22 protein-coding genes are annotated in these 21,968 nt (G+C 35.0%); 6 read left to right on the top strand and 16 right to left on the bottom strand.

All coding sequences use genetic code 11. From position 1 onward, the window contains the following. Nucleotides 1-42: 42 nt before the first annotated feature. Nucleotides 43-1,317, bottom strand: a complete 1,275-nt coding sequence (locus E7480_03975) for a LysM peptidoglycan-binding domain-containing protein (protein ID MBE6903747.1) — start codon at nt 1,315-1,317, stop codon at nt 43-45. 134 nt (nt 1,318-1,451) lie between these two features. On the opposite strand from E7480_03975, the gene E7480_03970 reads away from it, so the two are divergent. Continuing rightward, nucleotides 1,452-2,327 carry a hypothetical protein gene (locus E7480_03970; protein MBE6903746.1) on the top strand — a complete coding sequence of 292 codons (876 nt, stop codon included), beginning with the start codon at nt 1,452-1,454 and terminating at the stop codon, nt 2,325-2,327. Continuing rightward, complete coding sequence (locus E7480_03965) at nt 2,324-3,187, top strand: stage 0 sporulation protein (protein ID MBE6903745.1); 864 nt, start codon at nt 2,324-2,326, stop codon at nt 3,185-3,187. Before E7480_03970 ends, E7480_03965 begins: the two co-directional genes overlap by 4 nt. 28 nt (nt 3,188-3,215) lie before the next feature. On the opposite strand, the gene E7480_03960 is transcribed toward E7480_03965, so the two are convergent. Then, nucleotides 3,216-4,322, bottom strand: a complete 1,107-nt coding sequence (locus E7480_03960; protein MBE6903744.1) for a PLP-dependent aminotransferase family protein — start codon at nt 4,320-4,322, stop codon at nt 3,216-3,218. 91 nt (nt 4,323-4,413) lie between these two features. Here E7480_03960 and E7480_03955 point away from each other — a divergent pair, with 91 nt between their 5' ends. The 4 genes from E7480_03955 to E7480_03940 are packed head-to-tail and all read left to right on the top strand — an operon-like array spanning nt 4,414 to nt 6,984. Continuing rightward, entirely contained in the window at nt 4,414-5,238 is an 825-nt protein-coding gene (locus E7480_03955; protein ID MBE6903743.1) for a pyridoxamine kinase, read from the top strand. Between the two features lie 17 nt (nt 5,239-5,255). Then, nucleotides 5,256-5,753, top strand: coding sequence for a TIGR04002 family protein (locus E7480_03950; protein MBE6903742.1), 498 nt, complete (start codon nt 5,256-5,258; stop codon nt 5,751-5,753). A 10-nt stretch (nt 5,754-5,763) separates the two neighbouring features. Continuing rightward, entirely contained in the window at nt 5,764-6,366 is a 603-nt protein-coding gene (locus E7480_03945) for a TIGR04100 family radical SAM protein (GenBank protein ID MBE6903741.1), read from the top strand. A gap of 24 nt (nt 6,367-6,390) precedes the next feature. Beyond that, a complete protein-coding gene (locus E7480_03940) occupies nt 6,391-6,984 on the top strand; it encodes a hypothetical protein (GenBank protein MBE6903740.1) in 594 nt (197 codons plus the stop codon). 87 nt (nt 6,985-7,071) lie between these two features. Here E7480_03940 and E7480_03935 read toward each other — a convergent pair whose 3' ends face one another. The 14 genes from E7480_03935 to E7480_03870 all read right to left on the bottom strand — a co-directional run bounded on the left by E7480_03935 (nt 7,072) and on the right by E7480_03870 (nt 21,968). Continuing rightward, nucleotides 7,072-7,521, bottom strand: coding sequence for a spore coat protein (locus tag E7480_03935; GenBank protein ID MBE6903739.1), 450 nt, complete (start codon nt 7,519-7,521; stop codon nt 7,072-7,074). Nucleotides 7,522-7,536: 15 nt separating this feature from the next. After that, the gene (locus E7480_03930) at nt 7,537-8,679 is read right to left on the bottom strand and encodes a hypothetical protein (GenBank protein ID MBE6903738.1); all 1,143 of its coding nucleotides are present in this window, start codon (nt 8,677-8,679) and stop codon (nt 7,537-7,539) included. Nucleotides 8,680-8,692: 13 nt separating this feature from the next. Then, a complete protein-coding gene (locus tag E7480_03925) occupies nt 8,693-9,670 on the bottom strand; it encodes an ABC transporter permease (protein MBE6903737.1) in 978 nt (325 codons plus the stop codon). A gap of 30 nt (nt 9,671-9,700) precedes the next feature. Continuing rightward, a complete protein-coding gene (locus E7480_03920; protein ID MBE6903736.1) occupies nt 9,701-10,690 on the bottom strand; it encodes an ABC transporter permease in 990 nt (329 codons plus the stop codon). Nucleotides 10,691-10,692: 2 nt separating this feature from the next. Next, nucleotides 10,693-12,195 carry a sugar ABC transporter ATP-binding protein gene (locus tag E7480_03915; protein ID MBE6903735.1) on the bottom strand — a complete coding sequence of 501 codons (1,503 nt, stop codon included), beginning with the start codon at nt 12,193-12,195 and terminating at the stop codon, nt 10,693-10,695. Nucleotides 12,196-12,287: 92 nt separating this feature from the next. Continuing rightward, nucleotides 12,288-14,747 (bottom strand): hypothetical protein, encoded by a 2,460-nt coding sequence (locus tag E7480_03910; protein ID MBE6903734.1) that lies wholly within the window; start codon nt 14,745-14,747, stop codon nt 12,288-12,290. 22 nt (nt 14,748-14,769) lie between these two features. Then, the gene (locus E7480_03905; GenBank protein ID MBE6903733.1) at nt 14,770-15,093 is read right to left on the bottom strand and encodes a helix-hairpin-helix domain-containing protein; all 324 of its coding nucleotides are present in this window, start codon (nt 15,091-15,093) and stop codon (nt 14,770-14,772) included. Next, on the bottom strand, nt 15,090-16,010 hold the full coding sequence (locus E7480_03900) for a hypothetical protein (protein ID MBE6903732.1): 921 nt from the start codon (nt 16,008-16,010) through the stop codon (nt 15,090-15,092). Before E7480_03900 ends, E7480_03905 begins: the two co-directional genes overlap by 4 nt. Before the next feature lie 22 nt (nt 16,011-16,032). Beyond that, entirely contained in the window at nt 16,033-17,481 is a 1,449-nt protein-coding gene (locus E7480_03895) for a nicotinate phosphoribosyltransferase (GenBank protein MBE6903731.1), read from the bottom strand. A 15-nt stretch (nt 17,482-17,496) separates the two neighbouring features. After that, nucleotides 17,497-18,747, bottom strand: coding sequence for a competence/damage-inducible protein A (locus tag E7480_03890; protein ID MBE6903730.1), 1,251 nt, complete (start codon nt 18,745-18,747; stop codon nt 17,497-17,499). After that, nucleotides 18,737-19,606, bottom strand: a complete 870-nt coding sequence (locus tag E7480_03885) for an endonuclease IV (GenBank protein ID MBE6903729.1) — start codon at nt 19,604-19,606, stop codon at nt 18,737-18,739. Before E7480_03885 ends, E7480_03890 begins: the two co-directional genes overlap by 11 nt. Then, a complete protein-coding gene (gene rsmI / locus E7480_03880) occupies nt 19,594-20,412 on the bottom strand; it encodes a 16S rRNA (cytidine(1402)-2'-O)-methyltransferase (GenBank protein MBE6903728.1) in 819 nt (272 codons plus the stop codon). Before rsmI ends, E7480_03885 begins: the two co-directional genes overlap by 13 nt. 17 nt (nt 20,413-20,429) lie before the next feature. Beyond that, complete coding sequence (locus E7480_03875; GenBank protein ID MBE6903727.1) at nt 20,430-20,738, bottom strand: Dabb family protein; 309 nt, start codon at nt 20,736-20,738, stop codon at nt 20,430-20,432. 51 nt (nt 20,739-20,789) lie between these two features. Continuing rightward, nucleotides 20,790-21,968 carry a ribose-phosphate pyrophosphokinase gene (locus E7480_03870; GenBank protein MBE6903726.1) on the bottom strand — a complete coding sequence of 393 codons (1,179 nt, stop codon included), beginning with the start codon at nt 21,966-21,968 and terminating at the stop codon, nt 20,790-20,792.

Raw genomic sequence — 21,968 nt, 5'->3', positions numbered from 1 at the left:
TAGTATGCTCAAAAACGTTAATTAAATGTAAAAAATTTGATTTTATCTCACTATATACATAGCGTTAAGAACACTCCAATTTGACGGAAAACGCTTCATAAGGCTCCAATAACCGCCGCCATACAAAGAATATTCTTCTATAAGGGAAAGCTTTTCAGATATGCTTTTTGCATCGTCAAACCATATCTCGTGCACTTGATTGTTTTCATTTGTATAAACAAAATGCGGAGCTTGAGAAACCTCGTCATAAAGGATTTCAGCCCTATATTTTACCGCTATATCATAAGCCTGCGATGTAGAAATACTTACTGCTTTAGTCTGTCCCTTTACATATGGTAAAGGCCAGTCATAACCATAATTAGGTAATCCTAAAATTATTTTTTCAGGCGGCATTTGAGTCAATGCATATTCTACAACAGCTCTGACATTTTCTATAGGAGCTACTGCCATTGGCTCTGAATACGTATATCCCCATTCATATGTCATTAAAAAAACATAGTTTGCCGCTTCTGAAAGACCTGCGTAATCATGAGCCTCATATAAAAGACCTCTTTGAGCTGATGAAGTTTTCGGGGCAAGAGCAACTATAACGTCATACCCGTAGTTATTCAAATACTGTGTGGCTTTCCTTACAAATTCTATATAATTTTCTCTGAGCTGTGCCGGAATAAACTCAAAATCAATATCAAGACCTGTATAGCCTTTATTTCTCATATTTTGATAAATGTTTTCTATCAGACGCTGTTGTGCCGCTTCATCATTTAAAAGCTGTTCTGCAAGGGCACTACTGAAATTCCCTTCCTGCGTAAGTGTAGAAATATGCATAAATGACGATGTTCCATAATACTGTGCAGAAGAAATAAGCTGTTCATCATCAAGGTCAACAAGCTCCCCCTGAGGAGTAAAGCCGTATGTAAACGGAAGAAGGTTTGTAAGATAATATAGAGTCCCCTCTAATAGCCTTTGCTCTATAAAAGGATATGCATATGCATTTATTACCACCTCTCTCGTCGGTGTATCGGTGAAATCAATTATTATACTCTGACCCTCATATATTTGCGGCCTTCCTTTTAAAGAGGCATTATTTCTATAAAGCTGTCTTACGCTCGTATTATACTGCTGAGCAATAGAAAAAAGGCTATCACCCTCTACTACCGTATGTACTGTTTTTGGATACAAAATTACCAAGCTTTGTCCTACAGCCAAGGTATAAGGAGCTAAAAGTCCGTTATATTCTATAAGTCTGCTTATTGTTATATTATAATTCTCTGCAATAGAATTTACTGTTTCTCCCGATTGTACCGTATGTATTATCATATTTACACTCTCCCCATCAGAATTTCATACAAATATTATATTAAGACACTATTTTTTTAATAACTTGATATAATGTTATTTTTTTGTTGCAAATAAATTGTTTTTCATTTATAATAGTATAGTAAATGTTTTAGCTGAAAGGGATTGACATAAAATTGGAAAAGCAAGAGCTTTTTAATTATATATTGTCTGCTGCAGCTTCAAACCGTCTTAGTCATTCCTATTTAATTGAAAGTAATGATACCTCAGGAGCACTTGAAGCAGCAAAGCTTATGGCTATGTGCTTTGAATGTGTCGGTCAACAAGTCCCCTGCAAAAAATGTAAAGACTGTTTGAAAATACAAAAGGATATTCATCCTGATGTTATTACTGTATCTGTCCAAAAAGACAGAGCGACAATCGGTGTTGAAGCTTCACGTCAAATTTTTGCAGACGTTTTTGTTATTCCCAATGAAAGCAAAAAGAAAATTTATATAATCCCGCAGGCAAATTTACTCACCGTTGCCGCACAGAATGCTCTTTTAAAAACCCTTGAAGAGTCTCCGGAATATGCAGTATTTATTCTTATTACTCCCGAGGGAGAAGCTATGCTTGAAACAATCAATTCCCGTTGTATCAGACTCTTGCTTTCTTCTGAGGATGAAGCTTCTAAGAAAAAAGAGCTTCAGACAGCTTCTGATTTTTTAAAGGCTTTATATGGTACAAATGAATTTGCTTTTCTAAAATTTTCAGACTCTCTTTCTAAAAAGCGTGAGTCTCTTTTAAAGCAAATCAGTCTTTTAAAAAACGTATTCAGGGATATAATAATCTCAAAAAGTGTTAAAGGTGCAGACCTTTACATACCTGATTTTTCAAAAGACTATGCGCTTGCCGCTTCGAAAACTACTATAAAACAGCTTTTAAATGTTGTTAACATCTTAGAAGATGCTTATACACAAATAGAATCAAATTCAAATATCAATCTTTCGGTTACTGTTTTATTTATTAAAATTTGGGAGGAAGTTCATTGACAGAGGTTATTGGAATAAAATTCAAAAAAGGCGGAAAAATTTATTATTTTGGTCCCGCAGGAATAAATTTTAAAAAAGGAAGCTTTGCTATTGTTGAAACTTCACGCGGAGTAGAAATCGGAGAAGTGGCTTTGGAAAACAGAGAGGTTCCTGATGACTGTATTGTGCCCCCTCTTAAAAACGTATTAAGAGAAGCTACTCCGGCAGATATAAAAAAATCTCAAGAGGCTGTTGAAAGAGAAAAACAAGCCTTTGAAATATGCCAAAAGAAAATTTTAGAGCATAAGCTTGATATGAACCTTATAAACGTTGAATGTAGCTTTGATTCAAACAGACTTCTATTTTATTTTACCTCCGAAGGCAGAGTTGACTTTCGTGAATTGGTAAAGGATTTGGCATCAATTTTCAAAACAAGAATTGAGCTTCGTCAAATCGGTGTACGCGATGAAGCAAAGCTTCAAGGCGGTTTGGGAATATGCGGCAGACCTTTTTGCTGTTCCTCATTTTTAGGAGATTTTCACCCTGTTTCTATTAAAATGGCAAAGGAACAAGGCCTATCTCTTAATCCTACAAAAATTTCAGGAACTTGCGACAGGCTTATGTGCTGTCTTAAATACGAGCAAAACGCATATGAAGATTTGGCTAAAACAACTCCACGTGTAGGCAGTATAGTACAAACTCCGGACGGCAACGGCGTTGTAACGGAAATCTATTTGCTTAAAGGTCTTGTAAAAGTACGTTTGGACAGCAATCCTGATGCTACTCCAAAAATTTATAATAAAGAAGACCTTAAAATATTAAAGAAAAAAGAAGAGCCTGAAACCCAGGAAACAGAAATCGTTACAGACGATTCTATATGATGCAAAAAAGCTTATGAGTTTTTACGACTCATAAGCTTTTTAAATTATCAGTTGCTTCTTTTCTCTTTTTTCTTCTTACTCTGTTTATATGTCTTTCAAAATCACCGTTTGAAATAAGCTTTGCCAAAACAAACTGCATAAAAGTCGGTACTGTGCAAGAATAAAAGCCTAATTTTTCTTCAAATACAGCCACTAATTTTTCGGGCAAAACCATATACCCCACACGAAGCGACGGGGATATAGTTTTAGAAAAAGTGTTCATATAGATAACATTTTCCTTTGATGTGTCTGAAAACAACGTTTCTTCGGGCTTTTTCGAAACTGAAAACTCCGATTCAAAATCATCTTCTATAATATATCTGTTATCTTTACTCGCCCAACGCATATATTCGTGGCGTTTAGATGCGCTTGCTGTTACTCCGCTTGGAAAACTACGATACGGAGATATATGAAGAACGTCTGCTTTACTTTCTCTTAAAGCAATGCTTTCTATTCCATCATTACCAAGAGGTAGCTTTTCGTATTTTACATCGGAAGCTTTATATACCTGCTCTATCTTTTTATATGAGGGGCTTTCTATTGCATACACTTTATTTCTTCCAAGCATATCTATTATTAAGCTATAAAGATATTCAGAGCCTGAGCCTATAATAATTTGCCTTGTATCAGCAATAATACCTCTGCTTCTTGCAAGGTATTGTCTTATTGCTTCTCTTAATTCTATACAACCTAAATTTGAAGATTTTTCTAAAATACTTTCTCCAAAATCATTCATTACGCTTCGCATTGTTTTTGTAAATACCGAAAATGGAAATTCGGAAGATGCACTTTTATTGTGATTAGACAAGGTTGTATTTGAAACAGTTTTATCCGATGCACTTGCGAAGCCGTCATCTATGCGAAAAATAACAAAATATCCGCTTCTTTCTTTAGCTTCCGCATATCCCTCATCACAAAGAAGCGAATATGCGTGCTCTACTGTTACTGTGCTTAATCCCATTTCTTCTGCAAGTATTCTTTTTGAAGGCAGCTTACTGTTATAAGGGTATATCTCTTTTATTATATCTTCCCTCATTTGCCTATAAAGCTGAAGATAAGCAGGCAAAGTATCATCTTTATCTATTATGTATTTCATCTGGTTATATATTTTTCTCCCATTCTGACTATTTTCATATGACCAAAAATATTATATACTATTTAAAAATAAAAAGCAAGGAGGAAAGCAAATGTTACGCACACAGCAAAAAAAAATAGCTGTTATCAATGATTTTTCCGGTTTTGGACGTTGTTCTATTACTGTTTCATTACCTATTATATCTGCGATGAAAATTCAGTGCTGTCCCTTGCCTACCTCAATTTTTTCTAACCATACAGGCTTTGATAGCTTTTATTATACAGATTTCACCGAACATATGAGCTCTTATATAGAAGAATGGAAAAAGTTAAATCTTAATTTTAACGGAATACTTACAGGTTTTCTCGGTTCTCCGGAACAAATAGATATAGTAAAACATTTTTTTGAGTATTTTAAAAAAGAAGATGCCGTTATTGTTATAGACCCAATTATGGGTGATTGCGGAGAGCTATACCCCACCTACTCTCCCGAGCTTGCAAAAAAAATGGGTTCTTTAGTCCCATATGCTGATATTCTTACTCCTAATCTCACAGAGGCTTGTATTCTTACTAATACTAAATACCGTAATGATATAGACAAAGATGGACTTCTTGAAATATGTCAAAAGCTTAGCTTAATGGGACCGAAAAAAATTGTTATTTCAGGTCTTGAACACCAAGACAACCTTGATAATTTTATTTTTGAAAAAGGAAAAGCACCTATTGTTATTACAGCACACAAAGTAGGTCCATGCCGTGCAGGAACCGGTGATGTTTTTTCTTCAATTATTGCCGCTGATGCTGTTAATGGCAAAGACTTTACAACTTCTATTCAACACGCTTCTTCTTTTATTGCCAAAGCTTTGCGCAAAACTGTTGAGCTCGGTTTACCGAAAACTGACGGTATTTGTTTTGAAGAATTTTTATCAGAAATCTGAAGGAGCTTTTATATATAATGAAAAAAGAAAACATAAAGCTTATGTGCCTTGCAGGAGTTTTTACTGCTATTGTATTTGTTTTTACTGCTTATCTTCATATTCCAATCCATACGGGATATATACATATAGGAGACGGATTTATATATCTTGCTTCTTGCATACTCCCATTGCCTTATGCTGTCTTTGTAGGTGCAGGCGGTGCTCTTCTTGCTGACTGTCTTACAGGCTTTGCTCTTTGGGCGCCTGCTTCTGTAATCATTAAAGCTATAACTGTATTTTTCTTTTGCAGAAAAACGCACAAAATTATTTCTAAAAGAAATATATTTGCCTTAGTCCCTTCCTCCTTAATATGTATTGGTGGCTATTACATTTACGATGCGTTGATAACGGGTAATTTCTTTTCTCCTATAGCTGCAATTTGGGGAAATATAACTCAATGTGTTTTTAGCAGTATTGTATTTATCCTTATTGGCATTACATTTGATAAAATTGATATTAAAAAATTTATAAGGTGACAAAAGTATGATGACTATTACATACCAGGTTAAAAACGGAATTTATGTCAATATCACAAACCGTTGTCCTTGTGACTGTACTTTTTGCCTGAGAAATAACAACGACAAAGTTTATGATTCAGACTCTCTTTGGCTTGAGCGTGAGCCCACTGTACAAGAAATTTGTGACAGCATTGACACTTGGGATTTAGATAAATACACTGAAATTGTTTTTTGCGGTTTTGGAGAACCTACAGAACGTCTTGACGCTTTGCTGAAGGTAGCAAAATATATTAAAGAAAAAAGTAATATAAAAATCCGTATAAATACAAACGGTTTATCCGATTTAATTTGGAAAGAAAAAACTGCGCCCAAGCTCAAAGGACTTATTGATGCAGTTTCCGTAAGCCTTAATGCTACCAATAAAGAGGATTATCTTAAAATAGTGCGTTCTAAATTCGGTATTGACTCATACGACGCTATGCTTGAGTTTACAAAAGATTGCGTAAACTATGTTCCTGATGTTATGATGACAGTGGTAGATGTTGTAACTTCTCCCGAAGAGCAACAGCGTTGCCTCGAAATTTGTAATTCTATAGGCGCTACCCTTCGCATACGACCGTATGAAAGCTGATAAATAAAGGAATGAGAATAAGAAATGGTAAAAAAGGTGATAAACTATTTTGCATCAATCATTACCTACACCGTTATTTTAGGATTGCTTTCTCCCATTTTTGATATGGTAAATATTTTGGATACATATAAACGAATAGATCACTGGCTTCTTTGTTTTCTTGCCGTTTTGACGGTATATCATATTCTATTTTACTTTGAAAAAGTCAATCCGAGAAAAATGTATTACTGTGTAGGAGTGTTTACTACAACAATTGCAATATTATTTTCGTCAGTTGCCTTCATTGTAGCATTAATATGGATAGCAATTCTCGAAAACATTGCAATAAAAATTGTATTTTTGTTTGTTTCTTCTATTATATATTTAACCCTAATTTATATTTTTGTACACCGAGGCGTAGCTGTATATAAACGAGGGAAAATTAGAATATTTAAATTTAGCGTTAAAACATATCAAACCGATAAGATTGAAGATTATAGCTTTGATTATATCGGTAAAAAATGTGTAATTCATATTATTGTTTCAGGAAATGACCACATTTTCAAAATTCCATCATCTTCTGCAAAGCATTGCGAACAACGGTTTAAATCCATAAATTGCCGTAATCATACGATATAAAATTATCCCCGACAGATTTTAAAATCTATCGGGGCATTTTCTTTCTTATAAAAAGCAACCATTATATGTCTGTTTTTTATCGTTATATTATGCGTACATACCGTTCATTGACATATACGCATATATTTTTTCGCCGTGTTCCTGCTCTTCTTTTTGAATATGGTTAAGCAAATTTCTTATTGCTGTATCTGAAAACTCAAATATCGAAATATTATAAAGAGTTGAAGCGTGCTTTTCTGTTGCCAAAGCATCCTGACAAAGATATTTATCTTTATTTTTATCTTCTGCTGAACAGTTTGAAGGTTGAGCAGGTACTTGAGGCTGAGTTCCTCCGCCGTTGCCTGTCGGAACTGTACCGCTTTCAATTTGATTTAAAGTTTGCAAATGCTGTTGTTCTACTTGACCTATTTGAGAAAAAAGATTTTTTAATCCTCCGTCACAGGCATCGTTTGCATATTTCATATACTTTTCAATACAAAGCTGTTCCTGGTCCTTCATATCTTTTATAAGTGTTTGTTCTTTTTGTGTCAATGTCATTTTATTTTCTCCTTTTTAAAGCTTTGGAATCCAAGTTTCCATATTACCCTTATAGAATGAATAGGGTGCGCCTACAAGAACTATTGTTCCTTCATCGTCTGGATGTTTTTCTACAGTGAATTTTCTTTCCTTATATTCGCCTGTTGCGGGAATTGTAAAGTCTTTTCCCATTTCTCCGCTGAAATCTGCATCAAATGCAGCCCATGATGCCGCTGCGGCAACTCTTCCCAAATCTATTACATCCCATAAAAACATATAAGGACAAACATAATCAAAGGCATTGTCGCTACTCTTTTTAGGCATAAAATCCTGCATTTCGCTGGGAAGTCCTAAGCCTGTGAGCTTAATATCAGACTTTGAACTTTTCAATGCCTGTCCTGCTGCTGCCATACCTACTGTTGTCGGTGATATGATAACATCAACCTTATTTTCTGAAATAAAGGCATTTGCCTGAGTTGTACTTACTGTAGGGTCATCGTTTCCGTATTTTTTATCTATAGTAGGACTTACTTTGCCTTTATATACATCACGCTTTAATTCCTCTTCCATTTTAGCTATCCAGCCGTTTTGGACGGGTGTATCAATAGATGCGGAAAGAACTCCTAATTTTATTTCTTCGCCTTTATAGTCTGCCAAGGCATCATCGCAAGCTTTTTTTATATCTGCATCCTCGGGATAATCTTTTCTCATAGCTATAAGCACAGCGGCTTGTACAAGTGTTTCACCTACGCCGCTTTGGGAAGTGGGGTCAACGTGAGTTATTCTGTAGTCGGGAGATACCTTTGAGTCTACCGAAACAATTTTAATTCCTGCATTCTGAGCTTTCTTCAAAACCTCGTCGTATCCTGCTTCTCCGTTTGTTGAAATTGTTATTGATGCTACCTTTTGAGTTATAAGCTCGTCAATAAGTGAAACCTGTGCGGCAACTGTTGTTGTAGCCGGACTTTTATATACGGCTTTGCCGCCCTTTGATTCTATATACTCCTTAAATCCTTCATACATAAGGTCTCCGAAAGTATTTCCCGTACTTTTAAACATAAATACGTGAGCACCTTCAAGGCCTCCTGCTGTTTCTGAATTACAAGCTGTAAAGCTTATAAGACAGGTGCTTAGTAATAAAACTGATAATATTGCCGAAAAAATTTTTTTGCTTTTCATTTTAAACTCCTTTTCAGGCTTTTGAAGCCTTTAATTTTATATTTGATATCAATACCGCAATTATCAAAATTAATCCTACGACAATTGTGCGGGTATTAGACTCTATTCCTAAAAGTCCCAGACTGTAATTTAAAAATGCTATTATAAGTGTTGAAATAATACAGCCGTAAACTCTTCCCTTTCCTCCATTGGTTGAAATTCCGCCTAAAACGGCTATTGCAATTACATTAAGCTCATAGCCTATTCCCATATCTGAGCTTATGCTTCCCATTCTTCCTATAAAAAATAAAGAAGATACAAATGCCATTATTCCCATTATAATAAATACTATTATCTTTATTGTTTTTACACGTATACCCGAATATCTTGAAACCTCTGTGCTGTTACCTATCATATAAAGCTTTCTGCCAAATCTTGATTTATGCAAGCATATTGCAAAACCGATGCTTGCCAAAATAAAAATAATGAGAGAAAAAGGTATTCCGAAGATATTACCCCAAGAAAGCTTTGAAAGCCACGAAGGATAGCTTTTAAGCACATTTACATCTAAAATTATCCTTACTATTCCTCTGAAAACCAACGAAGTCGCTATAGTTACAATAACAGAGGGCATTTTACAAAGTGCAACTAATGTACCGTTAATTGCTCCGCATAATATTCCTGTCAACAAACCTCCCAAAATTGCAAAAAAAGCTCCTGCTCCCGATTGAAAAATCAAGCCCGTTGTCATAGCGCAGGCAATCATTGTAGATGCTGTTGAAACGTCTATATCTCCTATCATCAATATAAATATCATTCCCAGTACCATAAATGACAGGTCCATACCCGACTGTATAATTGAGGTAATAGTTCCGGAAGAAAAATAAAGGTTTGGTTTTGTCAGCATAAGAATAATATTTATAAATATCAAAATATATACAAGTATCATTTCCCAGCTGACAAGAAATTTAGACAAATCAAATTTCTTTTTAACTGTTAAATCCCGTGTCATTTTAAAATTCCTCCCAAAGAGATATTTCTATCATATCAAAGCATCTCTTTCTTTCAAGGCGTTATTTTCAATCATTTTTCCTGTAATAAGATTTATTGCTACTGCTATAATTATGATTATACCCCGTATTGCATCCTGCCATACGCTGAAACCCGGAAGCATCGAAATAAAATTAGAAATAATGCTCATAATTATAACGCCTATTACTACTCCGTCAACTCTGCCTCTGCCACCGTTTATACTTACTCCGCCCAAAATACATATTGCTATGGCTTGCATTTCAAAGCCTGTGCCTATCTGCGATGAGCAAAGAGCATAGTTTGCAGTAAATAACATTCCTGCGAGTCCTGCTACTGCTCCGCATAGTGTATAGGCTAACACCTTTACATTCGATGGATTTATTCCCGCTATTTTTGCCGAGTTTTCATTTGTTCCTACGGCGTAAATATATCTGCCGCTTTTTGTATATCCAAGGAAAAATGCAACTATTATATAAACAATTACCGTTATCCAGATAATATTATAAATTCCAAATATTTTTCCCTGTGCAAAGGCTTTATAATCCTCTGTAAAACGATGAGGAAAAACCCAGACACCGTTACTTATTAAAAAAGCTATTCCTCTGTAAATATACATAGTTCCTAAGGTTGCAATAAGAGGAATCATTTTAAGCTTTCCTATAAGAAGTCCGTTTACAAATCCGCACAAAGCACCTATAACAACAGAAGCTATCAGCCATACTATTGCGGGTACTTCATTGAAATTATCCATAAGAAGAGATGCAGATACTCCCGAAAGACCCAATGTCGATGCTACGGATAGGTCTATTCCACCTGTCAACAGTACAAACATCATTCCTATAGAAAGCAAAGCATATACTGAATTGTTTTGAAGCATATTATGTGCTGTTGTTAAAGAAAACATAGAAGGAGTTAAAAACGCCGCTATAATAAGCAAGCCTGCTATTCCCAATATAAGACCGAAATTATGATATCCGGTAATTTTTTTCAAAGCGTTCATTATTATCCCTCTCCCCCTTCTTTAGCAAGAGCTGCTGACAAAAGCATTTCCTGAGTTGCCTCTTTTGTTTTAAATTCTCCAGTAATTCTTCCTGATTTGAATACATATATTCTGTCAGAAACGCCTAAAACCTCAGGCATTTCGCTTGATACCATTATTATCGCATATCCTGCTGCGGCAAGCTCATTCATTATCTGATAAATAGAAAACTTAGCACCTACATCTATACCTTTTGTAGGTTCATCAAGAATAAGCACTTTTAAATTGCAATTAAGAAGCTTTGCAAAAACCACCTTTTGCTGATTTCCTCCCGAAAGCGCATTGGGAGTATCACTTATATCCTTTGCTTTTAAAGCCATTTTATTGCAAAGCTGTATTGCTGTTTCTATTTCTTGATTTTCATCCATAAAGCCTGACTTGGAAAACTTCTCAAGAACTGCTGCAGAAACATTTTTATATAGAGGGAATTCATAAATGAGTCCCTGTCTTTGCCTGTCTTCAGGTAAAAGAGCAATTCCTTTTTTCAAAGCGTGCGTAGGAGATATTACATCTATTTTTTCATTATTTATAAAAATTTCTCCCTTATCAGCCTTTAATATTCCGAAAACAGACTGACATACCTCTGTTCTTCCTGAGCCTACAAGACCTGTAAATGCAACTATTTCCCCCGCATGCACATCAAAGGATATATCTTTAAAATATCCTGTTTTAAAAAGATTTTTAACACTTAAAACCTTTTGCCCTATTTTTACATTTTTATCAGGATACATTTGGGTAAGTGTTCTGCCAACCATAGCCTCTATAAGCTTTTCGTTTGAAATTTCATTTGTCTGCCAATGGCCTATATATTTGGAATCTCTGAAAACCGTTACACTTTCACAAAGACGGTACATATCTTCAAATCGGTGCGTTATAAAAATAATTGATACTCCGTCTTCTTTTAAGTTGTCAACAATGGAATAAAGTTCTTCACATTCGTGCTTTGTAAGTGAAGCTGTAGGCTCATCCATTATAAGAATACGTGCATTTCTCGAAAGTGCTTTTGCTATTTCTACAAGCTGTTGCTGTGCGACACTCAAGGTTTCCATTGGCTTATTGACATCTATATCTGCACTAAGACTCTTTAATAGCTCTTTTGCCTGTTTTCTCATTTGTCCCCAATTATATGTTCCTAAAGGGGTTAAAATTTCTCTTCCCATAAAGATATTTTCTGTTACCGTCAAGTCGGGAAACGATGTAACGTGCTGATAAATAGCCGCTATACCATACTTTAACGAATCAAGCGTTGAAGAAAATTCCACCTTTTCTCCGTCTACCAAAACAGTACCGCTGTCAGGCTTATGAACTCCTGTTATAACTTTGATCAGGGTTGATTTTCCTGCTCCGTTTTCGCCCATTAAGGCAAGAGTTTCTCCCCTTTTAAGCTTTAGCTCCACATTGTCAAGGGCAGTTATTGCATCGAATTTTTTTACGATATTTTTCAATTCGAGAATATATTCAGACATTTTGCCGTAATCCTCTCTTTTTATATGATGTATATTATTATTTTCAGCTTTATGTTTTATATACTGTTTCAAATAGAAAAAAGTGTTTGCAATTAAGCAAACACTTTTTTAGAAATTATTAAAATAAAACTCAAAATTAAAATTCCTATTAAACTTATTACAGCGCCTGTTTCGAGCCATTTGTTTTTATATTTAACGGTTATTATACTGTCTTCTTCGGGGACTTCAAAGGCTAAAAATGTATTATAATTTTCAAACGTCTGTATTTTTTCTCCGTTTATATAAGCTTCAAAGCCTTCATAGTATGGGATTGTTGTTGAAACGTAGCCGCTTTTATTATTTTTCACGTTTATTATATACTCTCCCGCTTTGTTTTGAGTTACCTCATAGTCATTGATGTCTGACAAAGCCTTTTCCAATTCCTCTGTATCCAAAGTATAAAAGCAAGCAAAATCAATATCAAAGCTTCTTGCTGACTTAGCGTTCAATTCTATATCAACAATATCATTTTCTTCATAATAGCCTAAATCCACTATATTATAGTTATTTTCAGGATAAGTATATGCTCTGAAATATTCGCAAAGCTTTTCTCCGTTTACATACACATCACAATTATATGCCTTTTGTGAATACAGATACATATAAAGCCTGCCCGTTTTTTCTACTGTTACGCTATAATTCATATCATCTTTTTCAAAAGAAGCTTTTTTATAAATTTGAAAATTTTTTAAGCTTAGCGTATCTAAATAATTTTGCTGATTTAAAAAAGGATCTTTGTAAATATCAAAATCATCAATTATTGAATTAGTTTCAAAAGCTAAACCCAAGGCATAAGGATTTTCATAAAGGATATATTTATTTTTTCGGGATATTTCCTTATAAAACGGTATTTCTTCTTGGCTTAATACATATTTAATTGAAAAAATACTGTCTGAAAGAGGTGTTGCACCTTTATATTTTGTCCAAAATCTTGATTGCAAAAAGCCCATATTTTTTATAAAGCTATTGGTTTTTTGATTAAAACCCGAGCTGTAATGAGAAATTCCGTTAATATACAGCGACATATTATCATTTCTGGAGCGCGCAAAGGTCTTTTCTGTTCTATAGAGATTTTCACTTAAATCAATGTCATTTAATATTTCTCTCACCTGAGAAACATACTGAGTGTAGCTGTCTCTTTTTTCGTATATATAAGTGTCATCAATAGTAAATACAAGCATAAATGTACTTAACGAAGCTTCAAGAATAAGCACACAGCTTAAAACTATTTTGCTTATTTTCTTTTGATAAATTATAAAATATATACTTAAAAATATAAAAGCTATAATAACAAAAACAAAGGGAGCAGAAAAAGCACCGATAACGAAAAGCAAAACTGTTACGGCAATTGATAAATACAATCTCTTTTTACTGATATTTTCAAGCTTTGACAGTCCCTTTGCGCAAATAGTGATAGCCATAAATGAAAACAAGAAGGAATATCGGTAAGGATACCAATAGGGCGAATTAAAGCCGTGCCATAGTAAATCAAGCGGATTCAAAAGCATTGAAAGAGTTATTACTCCTAAAACAATTCCGTTTCCTATTTTCTCTCTTAAGCTAATATTTTTATTAAGGAAAAAGAAGAAAATCCCCGGTACACAAATAAGTCCTGAATATATATTGGGAAGTCCATATACACCGTCGGTTGTTTTTATAGTATCACTATATCCTAAATAAAGCTTTGAAAGAAAATCGGGAAGCGAGAAATTTATATACATTGAAAAGTCGGTATCGTAATATCCGCCTCTGCCCGACAAAACAGAAAAAAGCGATGGCAAAAGCACTACTGCACAGCAAGCACCGCAAATAGCTGAAAAACAAAAAAAGCTTATAATACGCTGAATTTTAAACGGCTGTTTTATATATAGGCAAATAACATACAGCACTAAAAAAACACATACCATAAAACCTATATAATAATTAGATAAAATAGTAAGTATTAAAAAAATACAATACAAAAGAGGTTTATTTTCATAAAGCAGTTTTTCAAGAAAAACAATCAATAACGGCAAAAATATCACGCCGTCAAGCCACATAGGGCAAATCCCATAGACCACGAAAAAAGCGCAGAAGCAATACATTTGCGAAAAGGCAAGCTTTATTCCAAAGCTTAAAGATGGAAACTTTTTATTTATAAAAAAAGCAAAGCAAAAAGCACAAAGTCCTGATTTTAAAAGCGCTATAACAAGAACTGCTTCTAAAATAAATTTTTCGGGAAATAAAAGTATTATCAAATTCAAAGGGCTTAAAAGATAATATGAAGTAATTCCAAAGGTATCTCCACCCAATGCAGTTTTTAAAGAAAATATCAAATTTCCGCTGTCCCCAAAAATACTCTGTCTTAAAAAGCTATAAAAGTCTGTATATTGATGGGAGATATCAACCGTTAAAAACGCTTTTTCTCCAAATGGGAAAATTTTCACTGCTGCAAAGCATAAAAACAAAATGCCTATTCCTAAAAGAAAAGAAAAGGCATATAACAATATTGATTTATTTATCTTACTTTGCATAAATTCACCTTGTAAAAAATATTTAAACTACTATATGGCCAAAAATTTTTACAAATATTTCCTTACTTATTCCTTCTACCTGCATTATTTCTTCAACACTTTTAAAACTACCGTTTTTAATACGGTAGTTTATTATATTAAGACATATTTGCTCATCAAGTGCTTCTATTGTCTTAAGCTCTTCAAGGGTTGCTGTATTTATATTTATTTTTGTAATATTCAAAGGCTCTGCCGTTGCGGGAGCATCGGGCTTTGACAAAGCAAATTCCGCAATTTTCCCGCAACCGAAAGCAACTATACAAACACATATAGTTATAACACAGACAATATTTATTGTTTTTGTCATTTTATAATTTCGAGTATTCTTTTGCCCATCTCATCCGGACAGTCACATTTTTCGGGCACAGTATCAAAAAGCTTCCACTCTTCATAATGAGAAGCAGTTTCTCCAGGTACAAGCTTAACTAATTTTCCTAAGCTTTCAATCTCAGTCATATATTCACTGGTATATGTTTCAAAATTACAGCCGTTGTCTGTATATGCTGCATTTTGATCATATTCAAATTTTTTGAGGAATGTAACTCCGTCATTTATGTATGCTGACCAGCCATTGTTGTTATCCATTCCGACTTTTAAAGGAGTTTTTTTCTCTTTATCCTGTTTTAATAAAACAAATTCTTTTCCGAAAGATATGCGGTCATCATTCAAATTTGTATACGGCCAAAGCATAAGAGTTCTGTTGGAAAGCCAACCTGTATCATTGGTATTCATAGGAAATACTTCCCATCCGCCTGCTTTCATAACAGTAATTGCCCAAGGCGCAATTTCATAAGTTTTATCCGATTTGTTTTCTAAGAACATATCAACTCTTACCTCAGCGCCCTCACCTATTGTAAGAACTGTTTTGCCCTGTAAATTAAAGGGAGTTTGAAGTCCTTGAATAAAAGTAAATTTATTTGCGTCCACACTGTACTCAATCGGAATATTATCGGGATAGTATGTATAACCGTATTCGGGACCTACCCAAAGTCTATGCCCGCCGTAAAGATACCATTTAGCATCTTTTCCGTAAACTTCCTTTACCTCATCCTTTTCAGATGAAAAAACTCTGTCTACGTCTTCAAAAAATAAATTTTCTTTTCCACAAAAAGCAAATTTTATTACTCTGGGGCCAACATCAAGAGTAACTATCAGTTCAATTACTCCGTTATTTATTTCAAGGCATCTTCCATAATTTTTATAGTTTATTTCTTTGTAATTCATTTTTATATCTCCTTTGAAAAACTTATTTTTTGGAATTTTCACGTTCGAGCATTTCGTGTCTGATATCCCACAGCTTTTGAGATAAATCCACATAATATGTGTGAGGGTTTTCAAAACGCTTTACTTCATCCCAAAGCTTATCCACTTCAGAAAGACAATAATCTCTTATAGTGTGTACATCGGGAAGCTCATATACAAGCTCTCCCTTATCAAAAATCTTTACAAGCAAAGGCTTCAATGTATAATCTTCAATAACTTTACGCTTCCAGGTATAATCGGGATTGAAAATTTCCAAAGGTTTTGTCTGATCTATTTCCTCATCGTATAAGCATACAAGGTCAGCCATAGCCTTATTGGTAGAATTTTCATAAATTCTGTATACCTTTTTAAAATGAGGATTTGTAATCTTTGCAACGTTTTCGGAAATTTTAATTTTAGGTATTATCTGTCCGTCATTTTCAACAGCTACAAGCTTATATACGCCGCCAAAAACAGGCTCGCTTTTTGATGTTATCATACGTTCGCCTACACCAAAGCTGTCTATCTTAGCACCCTGTAATGTTGTTTCTCTTATTATTATTTCATCCAATGAATTTGATGCCACAATTTTACAATCAGGATATCCTGCATCGTCAAGGATTTTTCTTATTTTTTTGGAAAGATAGGTTATATCTCCGCTGTCTATACGTACTCCCACAGGTCTGTATCCTTTGGGTTTAAGCACTTCATCGAAAACTTTAATTGCATTTTTAATTCCAGATTTCAAAACATTATAGGTATCTATAAGCAATATGCAGTTTTCGGGATAAAGCTCTGCATAATTTTTAAATGCTTCATATTCATTATCGTAGAGCTGTACCCAGGAATGAGCCATTGTGCCCGATGCAGGTATTCCCCATTTTTGAGCCGCAACAGTACAGGAGGTTGAAGAGCAACCTGCTATATATGTAGCTCTTGCGCCCTGCAATGCTGCATTACAGCCCTGTGCACGTCTTGCACCGAATTCCATTACAGGACGTCCGTTTGCTGAACGCACTATTTTATTAGCTTTTGTTGCTATTAGTGATTGATGGTTTACACAAATAAGAAGCATTGTTTCAAGGAACTGTGCTTGAATTACAGGACCTCTTATTATCATAACGGGCTCTTTAGGGAAAATTGGTGTTCCTTCGGGAACTGACCAAACATCACAGGTAAACTTGAAATTTTTCAAGTAATCTAAAAACTCATCGCAAAACAAATTTTGCTTTCTGAAAAATTCCAAATCCTCTTCGTCAAAATGTAGATTTTTTATATATTCCACTGCCTGCTCAAGACCTGCCATAATAGCAAAGCCGCCGCCGTCGGGAACTTCTCTGAAAAATATATCAAAATAAGCTATTTTATCTCCCATTCCTGTTTTCAAATAGCCGTTTCCCATTGTAAATTCATAAAAGTCTGTAAGCATTGTAAGATTTATATCTTTTCTCATTTTTTTCAACCCTTTTTATTTTTTTAATAATTTTTTTGCTTCTTTTAATATCATCCAAAGAGCTTTATTCTCTGCACCGTGGCGGACATATTCTCTTTCGAATGAGCCTCTGCCTATAATTATTTTTTCACTTATGTTTTTTTCTTTTGTTGATATGCCTATATATACAGTCCCTACGGGATTTTCTTTATCTCCACCGTCCGGCCCTGCATAGCCCGTAGCCGAAACACCTATATCGGCACCTGACTTAACTCTTGCACCGTATGCCATTTCTTTTGCTGTCTCTTTACTTACTGCGCCGAATTTATCCAAAGTTTCCTTTGATACACCTAACAGCTTATTCTTTTTATCATTACTGTAAGTTACAAAGGAACATTCAATAACGTTTGATGCACCCGGTACAGAAGTTATTCTTCTGGCTATCCCTCCGCCTGTACAGGATTCTGCTGTTGCTACCTTCAAGCCTTTTTTACTAAGCTCCTTAACCGCCGCTTCCTCAAGAGAGGCAATATCTATTCCGTAGACATACTCACCTATTGTTTGGCAAATTTCTTCAACTGTTTTGTCAGCCATCTTTGCTGCTTCTTCTTCATTTTCTGCTTTTGCCGTAACTCTTAAAAGAACCTCGCTGCTTTTAGCGTATGGAGCAACTGTTGGATTTTTTTGATTTATAAAAGAAAGAAGCTTACTTTCGATAAAGGATTCCCCTGCTCCGTATACTTTTATATCTCTTGAAACCATTGTATCTGTCTGTAATTTTTTCAATTCCTTTAATGCGCAGTTTTCAAACATATCCTTCATTTCAGAAGGCGGTCCCGGCAGCATTATGAGAATTTTATTATTTTTATTCAGTAAAAATCCCGGTGCCGTACCGCAACGGTTTTGAAAAATAATTGCATTTTCGGGGATATATGCTTGCTTTTCATTTGAAGCAACCATCTCTGTTCCCCTTTTTTCGAAAAATGCTTTTATTTTTTCAAGCGCCTCTTCATTACAAACAAGCTTTTCATTAAAATATGCCGCCGCTGTTTCTTTTGTAAGGTCATCTTGAGTAGGTCCTAAGCCTCCTGTTGTTATAACCATATCTGAGCGCTCAAATGCAATTTTTAAAGCATTTTCCAAACGTTGTTTATTATCCCCTGCTACAGTGTGATAGTAAACATCAATTCCAAGACTTGAAAGCTGCTCTGACAAATACTGAGCGTTTGTATTTACTATATTGCCTAACAAAAGCTCTGTTCCTACAGCTAATATTTCACAGTTCATAGCTATTCCTTCGCTTCATATAAATATCTAACATTTTCTTTGCATCTATTGCCATTGTTCCCGCAGATTCGCAGATTATAGTAGGTGTAAGATTCTTTTTACAAATAATTTCTGCCAATGGCTCAAAATCAGGACCGAATTTTGTATCTTCAAATGTAAGATGCTTTTTTTCTCCGCCGTCTGTATATTCTATCTTTGAAAAATGGCTGTGAAAAATTTTCATTCTGTCATAGCCTATTTTATTTTCTGTAATTTCTAATATCTTTTCAAAGTCATTTGCTGTTTTGAGAGTTCCCATAGTTCTTGCGTTAAGATGTCCGAAATCTATTGCAGGGATAAGTCTTTCATCTATACTGCAAAGCTCGAGCACCTCTTCAAGAGTACCCAATTGATTGATTTTTCCCATAGTTTCGGGACATAGTGTTATATGGGAATAGCCTTGCTCATCTAAAGCTTCAAGAGCTCTTTTAAGAGTATCTTTAGCTAATTCCAAGGCTTGTTCACGGGATATTTTTGCACAGGATCCGCTGTGAACAACTATTCTTGTTGCTCCCATATCGTTTGCAGCCCTTGCGCTTTGCAAAATATAATTTATAGAATTTAATCTTTTTTCCTCTTCTATACTTGAAAGAGATATAAAATAAGGACTGTGTAAGGAAAGAGATATATTATGCTCCTTTGCCTTTTCTCCCAAGGCTTTGGCAGTGTTTTCGGAAACGTTTACACCTCTGCCGCACTGATATTCATAGGCATTGAGTTCCATTTTTTCAAGCCAGCCCGGCATTTGCAAGGTTGTTTTATAGCCTTGCTCATAAAAGCTTTCGTCATTTCCTGCAGGTCCGAATTTTATCCTATACATACAGAGTACACCTCGTTTTTCTTAAGTCCGTACTTTAAAGAAATTTCCTTAACGGCATCGCTTTTTGAATAGCCGTTTTCTACAAGCTTTTCAAATTCTTTTTTTATATCTATCTGTGGCGCTTCCTCTTGTTTACAGCCTTCTAAAACAAGCACAAATTCTCCCTTTGGCTCATTTTGTTCATAATACTCTATTGCTTCTTTTAGAGTAGTTGATATTCCCTGCTCATAAAGCTTTGTAAGTTCTCTTGCAATATATATTTTTCGATTTCCCAAAAAAGTATACATTTCTTCAAGTGTTTTTTTGAGGCGATGAGGTGCTTCATAAAAAATTGATGTTCTGCTTTCCTTAGACAACTCAAAAAAACGTGCTTTTCTCTCTGAGCTTTGAGTCGGTAAAAAGCCTTCAAAACAAAATCTAATAGCATCAAGCCCTGACATACACAACGCCGTAATTCCGGCAGAAGGACCGGGAATTACCGTATATGAAATATCATTTTTTATGCAGGCTTTTACCAAATCACAGCCGGGGTCAGAAATAACAGGCATACCCGCATCTGAAACAAGAGCGCATTTTTCACCCTCTAAAAGCCTTTGTATTATTTGCTCCTCACGCATAGCTCTGTTATGCTCATGATAGCTTATAAGAGGCTTTTTTATTTCAAAACGGTTTAAAAGCTTTAAAGTATTTCTTGTATCCTCAGCTGCAATAAAATCAACTTCACTCAGCACGCTCAAGGCTCTGCGAGATATATCTTCTAAGTTTCCTATAGGAGTTCCCACAAGATAAAGGCTGTATTCTCTCATATTGTACCTTTCAAATTTTAAAATTCTGTATCTGCACAGGTTCTTCCGCAAACAAGGGAATGAACAACTGTTTTTATTTCAAGATGTAACGGATTTGCCTGATAATCGTCCTGTGCTTTTTTAGAAGCAAAAACACAGTAAAGAACGATATCGTATTCACCGCCGTTATAGTTTATTCCCACGTCTATATCCTCTAAGCCTTCGACTTTTCCCAACAAATTCTTAAATTTAGGCTGTAAAATATCTATTGCTTGATGTGGCTTTACATCTTCTTTAAGCTTCCACATAACTATATGTCTTACCATTTTAATTTCTCCTTTTTGCATAAAACTTTTGGGACAAGAAACGCTGTTACACGTGCTCGTCCCAATATAAAATTAAACGATTATTCCTTTTTCTCTTTGTGCTTGCTTATATTTTTCTGTAAGTATTTGAATTCTCTCTAAGGGATTAAGAGCAATACTTACTGAAAAATCATGGTTTATAGCTGCTATAATGTAAGAAATATACTTCGAAACGTCTACCTCAATAAACCATTCTCTTTCACGGCATTCGGGAGTAATATATGTAAGATTTGTTCCTAAAACTCCTGTTATTGCGCCGTCTTTATATGCTTTATCAAAGAGCTCAAGACCGCCTGTAAACAGAGTAAAGGTTGCAGAAGCAAATATTCTGTTTGCCTTTCTCTTTTTAAGCTCATATGCTAAATCAAGCATAGACTCTCCTGAAGCTATAATATCATCGGAAATAAAAATATCCTTACCTTCAACAGATGCTCCCAAATATTCGTGAGCAACTATGGGATTTCTTCCGTTTATAACCTTTGAATAGTCACGTCTCTTATAAAACATACCCATATCAACGCCTAAAACAGAGGAATAATACATATTTCTGTTAAGAGCGCCTTCGTCGGGGCTTACTATCATAAGATGCTGAGGGTCAAGAATAATATCGTCATGACGGCGAAGCAAAGCTTTTAGCACCTGATATGTAGGACGTACATTATCAAAGCCCATAAGAGGTATTGCGTTTTGTACTCTGGGGTCGTGAGCGTCAAAGGTTATAATATTTGTTACGCCCATTCTTTCAAGCTCTTGCAAAGCAACAGCACAATCCAAGGACTCTCTGTAGTTTCTTCTGTGCTGACGGCCGCCGTACAGTAAAGGCATTATAACTGTTATTCTGTGACCTTTACCGCTTGCCGCTTGAATTATACGCTTCAAGTCGCAATAATGGTCATCGGGAGACATAGGCACTTCCTTGCCGTACATTTTATATTTACAGTTATAGTTTCCAACATCGACAAGAATAAAAATGTCATTTCCTCTGATAGTCTGCTTAATCATACCCTTACCGTCACCTGTTGAGAAACGAGGGCAGTCAACCTCTACTAAAAAGGTATCAGCCTGGTATGCAGGGCTGTTTCCCGACCAAAGAGTCAGATAATTGTCAATTTTCTTTCCCAAAGCGCTCATACTGTCCATAGCTATAATGCTTAAGGGCGCCACCTGCTTTGAAAAGTCAAAAATTGTTTCACTGGCATTAATACTTGTCAT

The sequence above is a fragment of the Oscillospiraceae bacterium genome (assembly GCA_015067255.1).
GTDB lineage: Bacteria > Bacillota > Clostridia > Oscillospirales > SIG519 > SIG519.
Note: the sequence above shows the minus strand (reverse complement) of the source record. Positions and strands in the feature narration are given on the sequence as shown.

Excerpts from the sequence above, each read along its gene's own strand:
- E7480_03890 (MBE6903730.1), bottom strand. The coding sequence starts at position 18,747 with ATGAACTGTGAAATATTAGCTGTAGGAACAGAGCTTTTGTTAGGCAAT.
- E7480_03900 (MBE6903732.1), bottom strand. The coding sequence starts at position 16,010 with ATGAATTACAAAGAAATAAACTATAAAAATTATGGAAGATGCCTTGAA.
- E7480_03955 (MBE6903743.1), top strand. The coding sequence starts at position 4,414 with ATGTTACGCACACAGCAAAAAAAAATAGCTGTTATCAATGATTTTTCC.
- E7480_03975 (MBE6903747.1), bottom strand. The coding sequence starts at position 1,317 with ATGATAATACATACGGTACAATCGGGAGAAACAGTAAATTCTATTGCA.
- E7480_03885 (MBE6903729.1), bottom strand. The coding sequence starts at position 19,606 with ATGTATAGGATAAAATTCGGACCTGCAGGAAATGACGAAAGCTTTTAT.
- E7480_03905 (MBE6903733.1), bottom strand. The coding sequence starts at position 15,093 with ATGACAAAAACAATAAATATTGTCTGTGTTATAACTATATGTGTTTGT.
- E7480_03920 (MBE6903736.1), bottom strand. The coding sequence starts at position 10,690 with ATGAACGCTTTGAAAAAAATTACCGGATATCATAATTTCGGTCTTATA.
- E7480_03945 (MBE6903741.1), top strand. The coding sequence starts at position 5,764 with ATGACTATTACATACCAGGTTAAAAACGGAATTTATGTCAATATCACA.
- E7480_03915 (MBE6903735.1), bottom strand. The coding sequence starts at position 12,195 with ATGTCTGAATATATTCTCGAATTGAAAAATATCGTAAAAAAATTCGAT.
- E7480_03925 (MBE6903737.1), bottom strand. The coding sequence starts at position 9,670 with ATGACACGGGATTTAACAGTTAAAAAGAAATTTGATTTGTCTAAATTT.
- E7480_03950 (MBE6903742.1), top strand. The coding sequence starts at position 5,256 with ATGAAAAAAGAAAACATAAAGCTTATGTGCCTTGCAGGAGTTTTTACT.
- E7480_03935 (MBE6903739.1), bottom strand. The coding sequence starts at position 7,521 with ATGACATTGACACAAAAAGAACAAACACTTATAAAAGATATGAAGGAC.
- E7480_03930 (MBE6903738.1), bottom strand. The coding sequence starts at position 8,679 with ATGAAAAGCAAAAAAATTTTTTCGGCAATATTATCAGTTTTATTACTA.
- E7480_03960 (MBE6903744.1), bottom strand. The coding sequence starts at position 4,322 with ATGAAATACATAATAGATAAAGATGATACTTTGCCTGCTTATCTTCAG.
- E7480_03940 (MBE6903740.1), top strand. The coding sequence starts at position 6,391 with ATGGTAAAAAAGGTGATAAACTATTTTGCATCAATCATTACCTACACC.
- E7480_03875 (MBE6903727.1), bottom strand. The coding sequence starts at position 20,738 with ATGCAAAAAGGAGAAATTAAAATGGTAAGACATATAGTTATGTGGAAG.
- E7480_03870 (MBE6903726.1), bottom strand. The coding sequence starts at position 21,968 with ATGACAAGTATTAATGCCAGTGAAACAATTTTTGACTTTTCAAAGCAG.
- E7480_03910 (MBE6903734.1), bottom strand. The coding sequence starts at position 14,747 with ATGCAAAGTAAGATAAATAAATCAATATTGTTATATGCCTTTTCTTTT.
- E7480_03895 (MBE6903731.1), bottom strand. The coding sequence starts at position 17,481 with ATGAGAAAAGATATAAATCTTACAATGCTTACAGACTTTTATGAATTT.
- rsmI (MBE6903728.1), bottom strand. The coding sequence starts at position 20,412 with ATGAGAGAATACAGCCTTTATCTTGTGGGAACTCCTATAGGAAACTTA.